11 protein-coding genes are annotated in these 13,240 nt (G+C 69.6%); 8 read left to right on the forward strand and 3 right to left on the reverse strand.

Translation table 11 applies throughout. The annotated features are described in order from the left end of the window. The first annotated feature begins 32 nt into the window (after window positions 1-32). The gene (gene mptB, locus AABM36_RS01775; protein WP_423446963.1) at window positions 33-1,598 is read left to right on the forward strand and encodes a polyprenol phosphomannose-dependent alpha 1,6 mannosyltransferase MptB; all 1,566 of its coding nucleotides are present in this window, start codon (window positions 33-35) and stop codon (window positions 1,596-1,598) included. A 144-nt stretch (window positions 1,599-1,742) separates the two neighbouring features. Here the strand turns inward: mptB and AABM36_RS01780 are convergent, their stop codons facing one another. Next, complete coding sequence (locus AABM36_RS01780; protein WP_423446965.1) at window positions 1,743-2,120, reverse strand: RNA-binding S4 domain-containing protein; 378 nt, start codon at window positions 2,118-2,120, stop codon at window positions 1,743-1,745. A 146-nt stretch (window positions 2,121-2,266) separates the two neighbouring features. Here AABM36_RS01780 and AABM36_RS01785 point away from each other — a divergent pair, with 146 nt between their 5' ends. The 3 genes from AABM36_RS01785 (at window position 2,267) to AABM36_RS01795 (ending at window position 5,535) form a co-directional block, all read left to right on the forward strand. Next, window positions 2,267-3,685: a gamma-aminobutyraldehyde dehydrogenase gene (locus AABM36_RS01785; protein WP_423446967.1), complete on the forward strand. Its 1,419-nt coding sequence runs from the start codon at window positions 2,267-2,269 to the stop codon at window positions 3,683-3,685. Window positions 3,686-3,716: 31 nt separating this feature from the next. Further along, on the forward strand, window positions 3,717-4,511 hold the full coding sequence (locus AABM36_RS01790; protein WP_423446969.1) for a nuclear transport factor 2 family protein: 795 nt from the start codon (window positions 3,717-3,719) through the stop codon (window positions 4,509-4,511). A 484-nt stretch (window positions 4,512-4,995) separates the two neighbouring features. Next, window positions 4,996-5,535, forward strand: coding sequence for a hypothetical protein (locus AABM36_RS01795; RefSeq protein ID WP_423446971.1), 540 nt, complete (start codon window positions 4,996-4,998; stop codon window positions 5,533-5,535). Window positions 5,536-5,690: 155 nt separating this feature from the next. On the opposite strand, the gene AABM36_RS01800 is transcribed toward AABM36_RS01795, so the two are convergent. Beyond that, window positions 5,691-7,091 carry a hypothetical protein gene (locus AABM36_RS01800; protein WP_423446973.1) on the reverse strand — a complete coding sequence of 467 codons (1,401 nt, stop codon included), beginning with the start codon at window positions 7,089-7,091 and terminating at the stop codon, window positions 5,691-5,693. A gap of 117 nt (window positions 7,092-7,208) precedes the next feature. Here AABM36_RS01800 and AABM36_RS01805 point away from each other — a divergent pair, with 117 nt between their 5' ends. Both AABM36_RS01805 and AABM36_RS01810 read left to right on the forward strand, forming a co-directional pair. Beyond that, window positions 7,209-8,204: an NAD(P)-dependent oxidoreductase gene (locus AABM36_RS01805; RefSeq protein ID WP_423446975.1), complete on the forward strand. Its 996-nt coding sequence runs from the start codon at window positions 7,209-7,211 to the stop codon at window positions 8,202-8,204. Further along, window positions 8,201-9,319, forward strand: a complete 1,119-nt coding sequence (locus tag AABM36_RS01810) for a pirin family protein (RefSeq protein WP_423446977.1) — start codon at window positions 8,201-8,203, stop codon at window positions 9,317-9,319. Before AABM36_RS01805 ends, AABM36_RS01810 begins: the two co-directional genes overlap by 4 nt. A gap of 175 nt (window positions 9,320-9,494) precedes the next feature. Here AABM36_RS01810 and AABM36_RS01815 read toward each other — a convergent pair whose 3' ends face one another. Beyond that, window positions 9,495-10,589 (reverse strand): hypothetical protein, encoded by a 1,095-nt coding sequence (locus AABM36_RS01815; RefSeq protein WP_423446979.1) that lies wholly within the window; start codon window positions 10,587-10,589, stop codon window positions 9,495-9,497. Between the two features lie 349 nt (window positions 10,590-10,938). Here AABM36_RS01815 and AABM36_RS01820 point away from each other — a divergent pair, with 349 nt between their 5' ends. Next, window positions 10,939-12,156 carry an IS110 family transposase gene (locus AABM36_RS01820; protein WP_290147500.1) on the forward strand — a complete coding sequence of 406 codons (1,218 nt, stop codon included), beginning with the start codon at window positions 10,939-10,941 and terminating at the stop codon, window positions 12,154-12,156. Between the two features lie 49 nt (window positions 12,157-12,205). Beyond that, entirely contained in the window at window positions 12,206-13,159 is a 954-nt protein-coding gene (locus tag AABM36_RS01825; protein WP_423446980.1) for a hypothetical protein, read from the forward strand. Window positions 13,160-13,240 lie beyond the last annotated feature (81 nt).

Consider the following 13,240-nt stretch of genomic DNA (forward strand, 5'->3'; position numbering starts at 1 on the left):
CCACCGCTGGTAGGCCGAGGGGGTTGGAGTCCATGACCGCGTCAGCTTCTGCCGCCCCGCCCGCGGGACCGCACACCGGATCGACCGCCACCATCGAGCTGCACGCCCGGGTGGCCGTGATCCAGGGCGTGATCGGCTCGGTCATGATGTTCCTGGGCTCTCTGGGAACCGGGTGGATCGCCAACGGCTCACCCATGGTCCGCCACCCCCTGATCATCGAGCTGCGCGTGAACGCGTGGGGGGTCTACGCGTGCACGGCCCTGCTGACCCTGGGCGCCATGCTGCTCATCCGTTCCTGGCTGCGGCTCGGCCAGCGCCTGCGGGGCTGGCCCCCGGGCTCCCAGCGCACCGTGACCACGGCCATCGTGGCGTGGTCGCTTCCCCTGTTTTTCGCCGTGCCCATCTACTCCCGTGACGTCTATGCGTACATCGGTCAGGGACGGCTCATGCTGGCCGGCCAGGACCCGTACACGGAGGGCATCTCCTCCCTGGACAACTGGTTCATGCTGGGCGCGGACCCCGAGTGGGCCGAGGCCCGCACCCCCTACGGGCCCTACTTCCTGTGGATCGCCGCCGCGGTGGTCAAGATCACCGACGCGCAGCCGGACCTCGCCGTCATGCTGTTCCGGCTGGTGGCCTGCGCGGGCGTGGCGCTGTGCGTGGTCTACGTGCCCAAGCTCGCCCGGCTGCACAACGTCAACGGCGCCCGCGCCCTGTGGATCTCCGTGGCCAACCCGCTGTTCCTCATCAGCTTCGTGGCCAGCGCCCACAACGACGCCCTCATGGTGGGGCTCGCCGTGGCCGGCGTGTACTTCGCGGCCACGAAACATCCGATCATCGGAATACTTCTGGTGACGGGGTCCATCGGCATCAAACCCATCACCATCCTGCTGCTGCCGTTCGTCGGGCTGCTGTGGGCGGGCAAGGGCGCCTCCTGGCCGCGCCGCTTCCTGATCTGGGCGGCCACGGCATCCCTCAGCTTCGGTGTGCTGGCGGTCAGTGGGCTGGTGGACGGCCTGGGGCTCGGCTGGACCTGGGCGCTGCTGGACCCCACCCCCGGCTACACCGGCTACTCACCCTCCGGGTTCCTGGGACAGCAGGTGGAGCAGCTGGGCAACGCACTGGGCCTGCACGGCGACCAGCTGGCCCAGCAGTTCCGCCGCCTGCTCCAGGGCAGCGCGATCATCATCGTGCTGGTGCTCATGTTCGTGGGCGGGGACCGGAAGATTGTGCGCCGCATGAGCATTGCCTTCGCGGCCGTGGTGCTGCTCTCCCCCATCATCCAGCCCTGGTACATCCTGTGGTTCCTGCCCTTCCTGGCCGCCACCGGCATCAAGGACAACTGGCAGATCCGCAGCATCTACATCGTGATCACGTTCTTCGTGGTCTTCGGCGCGCAGGACCAGCTCTCCGTGTGGCCTTTCATCGACCTGCGGGTGAGCGTGTCCCAGGTGGCGTTCGTGATCGCCGTGGCCTTCACTCTCTACCTCGCCCTGCTCGACCGCCGCACCCGCACCCTGCTCACGCACGGCGGGTGGCAGGGCTGGTTCGGGCCCGGCCCCGCGCAGCCGTCCACGGAGCTGCGCTGGCCGAGCTGAGGCCGGGGGACGACGCCGCACGGTCGGGTTCCGTGCGTGCGTCTCCGGGTGCTGGTCTCCGGCTGTTCCCGGTGGCCGGTCACCCTGCGGCCTGCGAGGTGTGGAAGGAGTCCGCACCGAAGTTCGGCGCTCTCCGCACCGCGTCTAGTTCAGACCCCGCAGCCGCTCCAGCTCCCGTCGGTCCTTCTTGGTGGGCCGCCCCGCGCCACGGTCCCGGCGGGCCACGGGCACGCTGAGCTCCGCGGGACGCGGCGGTGAGTGGTCCACGTAGCACTTCGCGGCCACCGGGGCGCCCACGCGCTTGACGATCAACCGGGTGACCTCGAACTCCTGCTGCCACCCCGGGCGCTTCACGCTCACCCTGTCCCCCACGCGCACCGGTTGGGAGGCTTTCACGGGGGCGCCGTTGAGCCGGACGTGGCCGGCACGGCACCCCTGTGTGGCGGAGGAACGGGTCTTGAACAGCCGGACGGACCACAGCCACACGTCCAGGCGCACACTGGCGGGATCATTGGTGGGCATGGATCCACGGTACTCCGGCCCACACGCCCCACACCTCCGGGCGCCAGCCGCAGTGCTTCCGATACGCTCTGTGAGGGGCCTCACAATGGAGTGGGGTCTCGCCTGCGCACCCCGCAGGCACCGTTGCGAACGGAGGGTGAGTTCCCATGCTCAAGAACTTCATCAACAATTCCTACGTGGCATCCGCCTCGTCCGAGACCTTCGACCTCGTGAACCCGGCCACGGGACAGGTCACCGGCCAGTCGCCCAACTCCACCGCCGAGGACGTCACGGCAGCGTACGAGGCGGCCCGGGCGGCGTCGAAAACCTGGGGGCGGATGACGCCGAGCGCCCGTCAGCTGGCACTGCTGCGCATCGCCGATGCGGTGGAGGCCCGCGGCGCCGACCTTGTGGAGGCCCAGTCCCGCAACACCGGTCAGCCCAAGTACCTCATCCAGAGCGAAGAGGTAGAGGTGGGTGCGGACCAGATCCGGTTCTTCGCCGGAGCGGCCCGGCTCATGGAGGGCCTGGCCAGCGGCGAGTACATGGAAGGCTTCAACTCGGTGATCCGCCGTGAACCGATCGGTGTGGTGGGTCAGGTGACCCCGTGGAACTACCCGCTGATGATGGCCATCTGGAAGGTGGGGCCCGCTCTGGCGGCCGGCAACACCGTTGTGCTCAAGCCCTCGGACACCACCCCGGAGTCCGCCCTGCTGTTCGCCGAGATCGCCTCCGAGTTCCTGCCCGAGGGCACCTTCAACGTGGTGCTCGGCAACGCGAAGACCGGCGAGATGGTCGTGTCCCACCCCGCGGCGGGTCTCGTCTCCATCACGGGTTCCGTGCGCGCCGGGCTGGCCGTGGCCGCGGCGGCGGCCAAGAACCTCACCCGCGCCCACCTCGAGCTGGGCGGCAAGGCGCCGTGCGTGGTCTTCGAAGACGCGGATCTCGACGCCGCCGCGAGCACCCTTGCCGAGGCCGGCCTCTTCAACGCCGGTCAGGACTGCACCGCCTCCACCCGCATCATGGTGGCGGAGTCCGTCAAGGAGGAGTTCCTCACCAAGCTCACCGAGGCCGCGAAGGCCACCGCGTTCGGCTCACCGGAGAAGGAGGACATCCTCTACGGTCCGCTGAACAACGAACGGCAGATGGAGCAGGTCAGCGGCTTCATCCAGCGCCTCCCCGAGCACGCCCGGGTGACCACCGGCGGCAAGCGCGCCGAGGGTGACGGCTTCTTCTTCGAGCCCACGGTCATCGCAGACCTGCGCCAGGACGACGAAGCGATCCAGAACGAGATCTTCGGACCGGTGCTCACCGTCCAGAGCTTCACGGATGAGGAGCAGGCCGTGGAGATGGCCAACGGCGTGGAGTACGGGTTGGCGTCCTCGGTGTGGACCAAGGACCACGGACGGGCGCTGCGGATGTCCCGGGACCTGGACTACGGCTGCGTGTGGATCAACACCCACATCCCGCTGGTCGCGGAGATGCCCCACGGCGGGTTCAAGCACTCCGGCTACGGCAAGGACCTCTCCAAGTACGCCGTTGAGGAGTACACGCGCGTCAAGCACGTCATGAGCTCGCTGGACTGATCGGGAACCACGGACACGAACGGAGCACATCATGAGCGATATTCGAGATCTCGTCCTCACGGCGGACCGCGAGCTGTTCACCGAGCACGACCTGAGCTCCCTGGACCGGCACTTCTCCGAGGACTACGTGGAGCACTCCCCGCTGGTGGAGAACGGCAAGGACGGGCTGCGAGAGCTGGTGTCCGGAGCAGGGGAGGGGCTGCGGCACGACGTCGTGCGAGTCCTGGTGGACGACGCCGCCGGACTGGTGGCCCTGCACGGCTCCTACCCGGGTCTCGACCCGGAGGAGCTGTACGTGGGGTTCGACATCTACCGCGTGGCGAACGGGAAGATCGTGGAGCACTGGGACGGACTCGTCACCGAGACCGAGCCCAACGCCTCGGGGCACACCCAGCTGGACGGGGCCACCGAGGTGGACGCCACGGCGGACACGGAGGCGAACCGGCGGTTCGTCACCTCTGCGTGGACCACGTTCCTGCAGGGCCAGGACTACGACGCCGCGGGGCGGTTCACGCGCGAGGACGACACCTTCATCCAGCACTCGGCGGACATTCCCGATGGCGTGCAGAACATGGTCGACTTCCTCAAACAGCTCAAGGAGGACGGCACACCCCTGACGTACGACACCCTGCACCGCACGGTGGCGGACGGGAACTTCGTGCTGACGTTCTCCGAGGGGTCCATCGGCGGCGAGCGGCACTTCTTTTGCGAGTTGTGGCGCATCGAGGACGGCCGCTGGGTGGAGCTGTGGGACGCCATCGGACCCGTTCCAGCCGATGACCAGCTGGCGCACCCGCACGGGGCGTTCCGCTCCACGGCGGACTGAGCGCGCCACCAGCGCTGAAGGGTGACGCCGCCGGGATCCCCTCCCGGCGGCGTCGCCGTGTTCTGCAAGACGCGCACCGATTCATTAGCAGCGGGCGGGGGCAGAGGAGGCGGACGAGCAGATGCGCCAGGGCCCTCAGCAGTCATGAACCGGAGGTCATGAAGCGTCACCGCACGTGGCGGGGCGAGCGCTCCGGTAGCTTTCCATGAGAAATCATGCTTGCTCGACCTCCCCCCCCTGGAGCCCCCCCATGTCCTACCCCGACTATCCGTCGACGCAGCCTCAGGCACCAGAGCCCAAGAAGCGGGTTTGGCCCTGGATCCTTGGCGCCCTGGGTGCGGTCCTGCTCCTCACCCTGACCTTCGGAATCGGAACCCTGGCCGGATCCGACGAGGAACCCGCGGCCAGTTCTCCAACCGAGGAGACGGTTGACATCGAGTCGCCGACGGCAGACCCAGCGGCCTCCTCGAGCCAAGCCCCTCCTGTGGCAGGGGGTCTCCTGTCCTCCACCACGGAGCTGACCAGCAGCTCTGACTCGAATGAGCTCACCGACCGGGGCACGATCCCCATGAAGCCCGGTGCGGTGGCCATCGAGAAGTCCCCCGAGGGGAAGCAGCTGGCCACGTGGAAAGTGAACTCGATCAAGGTGGATCCCGTGTGCACGGGGTCGTACGTTCAGCAGCCCGCCAACGGTCACTTCGTCGTCATGGACGTGTCCGTTGAGGTTGCCCCCTATGGCGAGATCAACAAGTACCCGAACCTCTACAAGACGGTGAGCACACGCCAGGGTGGTTTCCGCATGGTGGACCCCACAGGCAAGACGATGCAGGGCAACGACATCATCGGCAACGGATACGGCTGCATGCCCGAGGGCTCCGCCATCCCCACTGACATCAACGCCGGTGAAAAGGCCTCGGGAACACTCGTCTTCGACGTTCCCACGGAGAAGGGCTCGATCATCCTGCCCGAGCTGCTCGGCGGGGACCCGAGCGCGCAGGGCTGGGAGTGGTCCTACCAGCCCTGACGACTCCTCCACCCGCACAGCCGCGACGCCGCCGGGACCCTGCCCGGCGGCGTCGCCGTGTTCTGCGCCGACCTCAGCCATGGCGCCCAGCCGGACCGAGCCGCCCCGAGGCCGCGGCCAGCCACCGCACCCCTGCGACCCAGTGGCCGCGCGGCTCAGTGGCCGTGCGACGCCTCCCCGTGGTGCCCCTCGGTGCCGTGGTCGTGACCCTCGCTGGAGGCAGCCCCCGCACCGTGGGGCTTGCCCGTGGTCACAGCCAGCTCCACCGGGGTCTGCGGCAGGTCGATGCTCTTGGCCACGGTGCCGGCACCCAGGTCCACCACGTGCAGCTTCCGGTGCTCCGCGTCCGTGACGTACGCCTTGTCCCCGGCCACCTTGACCGCGGGCCCGGCCTGCTGCCAGTCGTCCTTCTCCTGCCACGGCGAGATCACGGGGATCCGTTTCGTGATCTTCCCGGTGTTCGGCGCGATCACGGCGAGCGTGCCGTCGTACGTCAGCACGAGTCCCTCGCCGTGGGGTCCGCGGGCCAGGGAACGGAACCAGTAGGAGGAGCCCAGGTCCACGAGCTGGTGCGAGTCGTTGCGGGTGTCGAACAGCGTCACCCGGGTGGGGTGCTCGTGCTCCGCGTCCTTGTCCACCTTGTAGTCGCCGAGCACGATCGGGGACGCCTCCGAGCCCGCCAGGTTCCCGGAGCGCGCGTAGGCGTCCTTCACGGGCACCTTGTGGAACGCTCCGTCCCGGTACACCACGGGCCCGCTCTCGCAGCCGACCATGACGGTGTCCGTGCGCTTGCCGGGCGCCGCCGCGGCCTCCCCGTGCACACCGGGGCAGTCGGTGGTCTCCGCTCTGACGGAACCGTCCGGTGCGAGCACCTGCGCGGTGTGCCGCTCGTCCTCGGTGCCCTGCGTGGTGAACAGGGTGCCGTCGGAGAGCTCCAGCGCCACGCCGTGGTGCGGTGCCTTCGTCGCCCGCTTCTCCACCGAGGGCTCGCCCTTCTCCTTGAGCGCCTCGGATGCGAAGGTCTGGATGGACCCGTCGCCGTCCCCGAACAGGGTGGTCTTCCCGTCGTGCACCACCACGTGCCCCGCGTGGGGAGCGGCGAACGTGCGGCCGGTCAGCGCGGGCGCCGACTCGTAGTAGTGGTGGTGGTCGCCGTGCGCCTTGGCCTCCAGCCCGGTGTCGAAGGCCTTGAACTCGTCCCCGTCCGACACCATCACGTGCCGCCCGTCTCCCGCGTCGTTGAGCCGCAGGAACCCGTCCTCCGCGACGTCCTCCACCACCTCCCCGGACTCGGTGTCCACCGTGAGCAGCCCGCCCTCGTACGCGAGCACCGCACGCGGGGCCAGGTGCGAGACCTCCTTCGCCGCCGGCGTCGCCTTCTCGCTGGGGCTCGCCGAGGACGACGACGCCGCCCCGCCACCCTGCGCGCACCCGCTCAGCAGCAGCGCGGTCACCCCCAGGCAGGTCACCGCCAGGGGCAGCGGCACGTTGCGCCGCGCGGCGGAGGCGGTGGTGGATCGGCGGGCAGTGGGACCGGGGTCTCGTGGTGTGTGCATGGCGGAACCGTACCACTACATGAGAACCGTTTTCATTTAGTGCGCCAACGCATCTACCCCTCCACCGCACCACGGGCCACAATGGAACACCCCTGCACCCCGAACCCAGGAGTCACCATGACCACCATCCCCCGCACCGTTGGCGTCATCGGCCTGGGCGCCATGGGCACCCCCATGACCGGGCACCTGGTCGACGCCGGCCACGACGTCATGGTCCTGCGGCACTCCCTGCGCAAGGCGGACGGTGCCCGCCCCGTGGACGATCCCCGCCACATGGCGAGCCAGGCGGACGTCGTGCTCCTCATGGTCCCGGGCGCCCCGGAGATCGACGCGCTGCTGCCGCACCTCGCGGACGGCGCGGCAGAGCGGGACCGCGAGAGCGGCGGCGGCGTCATCGTGATCGGCTCCACCGTGTCCCCGGACGACGTCGCCCGCTGGCACCGCGAGCACCCGGACCTCGCGCTCGTGGACGCGCCCGTGTCCGGGGGCGAAGCGGGCGCCGTGCGGGGCGAGCTGTCCATCATGGTGGGCGGAGCCTCGGACGAGGTGACCCCGGTGATGGACGTGCTGGCGGCCTGCGGGCGGCCCGTGCACCTGGGGCCGCTCGGCGCGGGGCAAGTGGCCAAGGCGTGCAACCAGCTGATCTGCGCCGCGCAGATCGTGGCCCTCGCGGAGGCGTCCGTGGTGGCCGAGCGCGCGGGCCTGGACCTGGCCGAGCTGCTGGAGCTGATGCAGGGCGGCTACGCCGGGTCCGTGGTCATGGCGGACAAGACCCCCAAGCTCGTGGCCCACGACTACTCGGTTTCCGCCCGCGCGGCCTTCGTCCACAAGGACGTCTCCGCCTACCTCGACGCCGCCCGCGCCACCGGCACCGCCTCCGTGCTGGGCGGGCCACTGCGCGACGCCGCCCAGCGCCTCGTGGATGCCGGCCTGGGCGAGCAGGACTCGGCCGTGTTCCAGCAGTGGGTGGCCCAGCGCGGGACCGGCGAGGACCGCGCCTCCTCGCCACCGGACCCGACCGCGACCGCCCCGGCGGTCCCTGTCGACCGGCACGACCAGCCCACCTCCGGGAACCCCGGCACGCAGCAGGACCGGGCCGGAGGCGAGCGGTGAGCAACCCCGAGAAGGACCCGCAGCCCACCGTGTGCCGCCCGGGACCCCCGCCGGCGCGCGGCGGGCTGCGCAGCGGCGTCGTCGTGGCGGACGGGGAGAACGGGCCCGTGGAGATCCTGGAGCCCCGTGACGTGCCCCTGGGCGGCCCGCGCGGGATGACCGTGCGGCGCACCCTGCCGCAGAAGGGCCGGTCGCTGATCGGCGCCTGGTGCTTCCTGGACTCCTACGGCCCGGACCACGTGGCGGCCACCGGTGGGATGAAGGTCCCACGCCACCCCCACACGGGCCTGGCCACCGTGTCCTGGCTGTTCGAGGGCCGCATCGACCACGTGGACTCCGCCGGGAACTGGGCCACCGTCCGCCCCGGAGAGGTGGACCTGATGAACGCCGGACGCGGGATCACCCACTCCGAGTTCTCCACCCGGGACACCAGCGTGCTCCACGGCGTGCAGCTCTGGTACGCGTTCCCGGACGAGTTCCGCTTCGGGGAGCCGAGCCTGGACACCCACCGCCCCGAGCTCCTGGCGGGGCCGGGGTACCGGGCCCGCGTGTTCCTCGGCTCCCTGCTGGGGGCGGAGTCCCCCGTGGCCACGCGCATCCCGCTCACGGGCGCGGAGCTACGGATCGAACCGCGCACCACCGTGGAGGTCGACGTACCACCCGAGCACGAGCACGGCGTGCTGCGCGTGGACGCTCCGCTCTCCCTGGACGGCGTGGAGATCCCCCGGCACGGCATCGGGTTCGCGGGCACGGGCCGCTCCCGCCTGCCCCTCACCACGGGCGACGACGCCGCCACGGTCCTGCTCATCGGCGGGGCGCCCCTCAACGAGCAGATCGTGATGTGGTGGAACTTCGTGGGCCGCTCCCACGAGGAGATCGCCGCGTGGCGGCGCGCGTACATGGAGGAGATGGGCTTCGCGGCGCCGGGCCCCGACTCACCGCTGGCCCCGGACCGCACCGGGGGCCCTGTGGGCGGGGCGGAGCTCGACGAGCTGCGGGGCACCGGGTACCGGGACGGGCGTCCCTTCCCGCAGTTCGGGACCTTCCCACCCGACCAGCCGGGCCCGCTGCCCGCACCGGAGCTGCCGAACACCGTCCTGCGCCCGCGGGGCTGACCCGGCGGCGTCGCCCGCCGCACCGGCAACGGCTCAGCACCCTGGCGCCCCAGCACCCCAAGCCCTGCGGAGCGTCGTGCATTTGCTCCGTCAGTGCAGAATTTCGGCCTCCGGGCTGCGTTTGCTCCGCTAATGCACGACCCCGCGGGACCAGTTGCGGGCCCGTGCGCGGCCCTCACCCGGCGGGCCGGAAGCTCCACTTCTCCTTCGACTCGACCACCACCACCTGCTCACCGCCGCCGACCTCGACGTCCAGCGTCACGGGGGACGTCCCGTACTCGAACGCGGTGGAGAGCCCGAGGTCGTCGGCGTCGTAGACGGCCACCGCGGGGACGTCGTGCTCCGCGGTCACCTCCAGGGAGTGCGTGCGGGCCGGCCCCTGCGGCAGCCGGAAGACCCCGGGGCCCTCCCCGGTCACGGTTTTGCCTCGTTCAACCTCGGGAAGCGCGGACAGCGGGTAGACCTTCACGTCCCACGCCATCCCGGAGTTGCCCTCCGGGTAGAGCACGGCGGTGTGGCGCTTGGTGCTCGAGGCGTTGACCAGTGCCGTCCCCGTCTGACCCGGACCCACGGAGCCCAGGGTCACCGACGACTGCCCTCCGGGACGCTCCGCCCCGGTGAGAAACAGGGAACCGCCGTCCCCTCCACCCGCAGCACTCCACACCACGAGCAGCGGCTCGTTTCCGGCGGGGAGAGTTACGGCGTTCTCCTCCCTCTGCTCCAGCGTGAGCTCCTCGAACGTCCCGCTCTCGTGCACCAGGGGTTTTCCGCTCGGGGCCGTCAGCGCCTGAGTGCCAGCCGCGCTCGACGACGGCGCGCTCGTCGACACCGCCGGGCGCGACGACTCTCGCCCGGATGACGACGACGCCGGGCCGGGGCTCGTGCGCTCGCCGCCCCGTGTCGGCTCCGCCGCTCCCTCGGAAGTGGCGACAGGTGCGGGCTCGTCCCCCGGTGAGCTGTCCAGAGAGGCCACTAGGAGGTAGATCAGCCCCACGAGCACTGCGAGACCGATGAGTGCACCCACGCCCACCAGGACGATGACCACCCACGGCGACACGCCGTTGCGTGAACGGGGTGCCGTGGCGGGGGTCTCCCCGTAGCCCTGGGGGTCCCCGTTGCCCGTGTGGTCCGTGCCCCCTCCGACGGGGCCGCCGGCACCCCGGACGTCCTCCCGGCAGTCGTGATCGACGGGCTCGTACGCGGTGACCGGCGGTTCTGGGCCGGCGCCGTCAGCCGGGTCGTGCGGCGGGGGACCGGGATGATGGCTCATGGACACCTCGTGCGTTAACAATGGTGTCGTCATCCTCCCACGAGCCACCCCGGGAGGACATAGGGTGAAGGCATCCCGCATCCGCAGCGTGCTGAGAGATGCGATGTTTTCGGTTGCCCGTTACCTTGTGAGTGCCTCCGATGGTCGGGGGTCTGGTCGCTCGGCCGGGTATGGCTTTGTTGCCCTGCCATTGATGGTCCGGGGGGTGTTGCCGCCCGGTCGAGAGACACGCGTTGACCGCTGATAGGGACACGGCCCGCCGCCGTGGTGGCGAGGTCTCTTCGTAACGTGGGTGCCGGCATCGGGTGTCAAGACTGCGACCAGCGATGGTGTGCCAAGGAGGCTCATCATGGAGAACCGTTTCGCGGTGATCATCGGCCTGGATGTGGGCAAGACCGCCCACCACGGGTGCGCGCTGGATGCGACCGGGCACAGACTGTTCGACAAACCCCTCCCGCAGGACGAGACCCAGCTGCGTGAGTTGTTCACCAGCTTGCAGGAGCGTGGTGAGGTGCTGATGGTCGTGGACCAGCCCAACACCATCGGGGCGTTGCCGATCGCGGTGGCCAGAGACACCGGCTGCGCTGTGGCTTATCTTCCCGGGCTGGCTATGCGAAAGGCAGCAGACCTGTATCCGGGAAGATCGAAGACCGACGCCAGAGACGCGTTCATCATCGCCGACACCGCCCGCACCATGCCCCACACGCTGCGGCAGGTCGACCATGACAACGAGGTCCTCTCCGCGCTGAAAGTCCTCGCCGGGTTCGACGAGGACCTCGCCCACGAGACCACCAGGGCGTTGAACCGGATCCGTTCGCTGCTCACCCAGATCCACCCCGCACTAGAACGTGTCTTCCCCGGCGGGACCCTCTCCACCGACCTCGTGCTGGAGCTGCTAGAGAAGTTCGGAGGCCCCACCGGGTTCACCTCCGCTGGGCGGGGACGGGTTCTGAGGTTCGCTCGTTCCCATTCTCGCCGCGATCCCTCAGCGCTGGTCGAGAAGATCTTCACGGCGCTGGGCGAGCAGACCGTGACAGTGCCGGCGACCGCGGCGGTCGAGCTCGTGATCCCCAGGGTGGCCGGGCAGGTCAGGGAGTTGAAAGCGCAACGGGAAACGGTCGCCCACGAAGTCGAGGCCATGCTGGAGGACTTCCCTCTCGCCTCGGTCTTGATGAGCATGCCGGGGATCGGCATCAAGACCGCCGCCCAGATCCTCCTCGCGATCGGTGATGGCACCGGGTTCGAGACCGCGGGCCACCTGGCCGCGTATGCGGGCATCGCCCCGGTCACACGACGATCAGGGACGTCGATCCGTGGTGAGTTCCCCGCCCGTTCGGGCAACAAACGATTGAAGAACGCACTGTTCTACTCCGCGTGGATCGCCTCGAATCGCGACCCGATCTCGAAGGCCTACTACGATCGCAAACGAGCCGAAGGTAAACGACACAACGCCGCCGTGATCTGCCTGGCCCGTCGTCGTTGCAACGTCATCTTCGCGATGCTCCGCAACGGCACCTACTACCAACCACCCACCCCAACCCCCGAGCCAACCGCTCTCGCGGCTTGACTCGGAACATAGGGACACCCCCCCCCACTTGGATAGAGGTTCTCGCGTCATGCGCTCCCGCCGCTCCACCGTTCTCGCCATTCTCTGCGCCTCGTTCCTGCTCGTGGGCTGCAGCTCAGGGGGTGAGGCACAGAGCGGAGACACATCCGGGGAGTCGGCGGCGTCGCAGTCCGAGCAGCCCAACGCCACCCCGACCCCCGAGGAACCGGCGGAGCTGATCGGCGGAGGCACCACCATGTTCCCGGACCGCCGCTACGTGGCCCTGTACGGACACCCGGGCACCCCTGGGCTCGGGGCCCTGGGCGAGCAGGGGCCCGAGGCGTCCGTGACCCGCGTGAAGGAGCTCGCCAAGAGCTACGAGCCCTACAGCGAGGAGAAGGTCATCCCCGCGTTCGAGATCATCGCCACCACGGCGTCCTCGGAACCGGGCCCGGACGGCAACTACTCCACCGAGTCAACGGTGGAGCAGCTCATGCCGTACGTGGAGGCCGCGGAGAAGAACGACGTCTACGTGGTCCTGGACCTGCAGCCGGGCCAGGCGGACTTCCTCACGCAGGCCAAGCAGTACGAGGAGCTGCTCAAGCGCCCCAACGTGGGCCTCGCGCTGGACGCGGAGTGGCGACTGGCCCCGGGTCAGCTGCCCCTGCAGCAGATCGGCTCGGTGGAGGCCTCGGAGATCAACAAGACGTCGGAGTGGCTGGCCCAGCTCACCAGGGACAACCAGCTGCCCCAGAAGTCGCTGATCCTGCACCAGTTCTCCATGTCCATGATCCAGAACCGCGAGGCGATCAACACCAAGCACCCCGAACTCGCGTTCGTGCTGCACGCGGATGGGCACGGGACCCCGGACCTGAAGACCGGCACGTGGAACGCGCTCCAAGAGGGCCTGCCCGAGGGCATCCGCATGGCGTGGAAGAACTTCTACGACGAGGACACCCCCATGTACACGCCCCAGCAGACCTACGCGCTGGACCCGAAGCCGTGGTTCGTCTCCTACCAGTGAGCGTCCGCCCGTGACGGCCGCGTCCGGAGTGGAGTTCGCCGGAGAAGAAATCCCCGTCCGTGTCTTCCCATCGATTCGGCG

It is taken from the genome of Kocuria sp. KSNUG, from assembly GCF_049532735.1.
Lineage (GTDB): Bacteria > Actinomycetota > Actinomycetes > Actinomycetales > Micrococcaceae > Kocuria > Kocuria rhizophila.

Bases quoted from the DNA above. Each gene is read 5' to 3' on its own strand.
- mptB (WP_423446963.1), top strand. From the start codon at position 33: ATGACCGCGTCAGCTTCTGCCGCCCCGCCCGCGGGACCGCACACCGGA.
- AABM36_RS01780 (WP_423446965.1), bottom strand. From the start codon at position 2,120: ATGCCCACCAATGATCCCGCCAGTGTGCGCCTGGACGTGTGGCTGTGG.
- AABM36_RS01785 (WP_423446967.1), top strand. From the start codon at position 2,267: ATGCTCAAGAACTTCATCAACAATTCCTACGTGGCATCCGCCTCGTCC.
- AABM36_RS01790 (WP_423446969.1), top strand. From the start codon at position 3,717: ATGAGCGATATTCGAGATCTCGTCCTCACGGCGGACCGCGAGCTGTTC.
- AABM36_RS01800 (WP_423446973.1), bottom strand. From the start codon at position 7,091: ATGCACACACCACGAGACCCCGGTCCCACTGCCCGCCGATCCACCACC.
- AABM36_RS01805 (WP_423446975.1), top strand. From the start codon at position 7,209: ATGACCACCATCCCCCGCACCGTTGGCGTCATCGGCCTGGGCGCCATG.
- AABM36_RS01815 (WP_423446979.1), bottom strand. From the start codon at position 10,589: ATGAGCCATCATCCCGGTCCCCCGCCGCACGACCCGGCTGACGGCGCC.
- AABM36_RS01820 (WP_290147500.1), top strand. From the start codon at position 10,939: ATGGAGAACCGTTTCGCGGTGATCATCGGCCTGGATGTGGGCAAGACC.
- AABM36_RS01825 (WP_423446980.1), top strand. From the start codon at position 12,206: ATGCGCTCCCGCCGCTCCACCGTTCTCGCCATTCTCTGCGCCTCGTTC.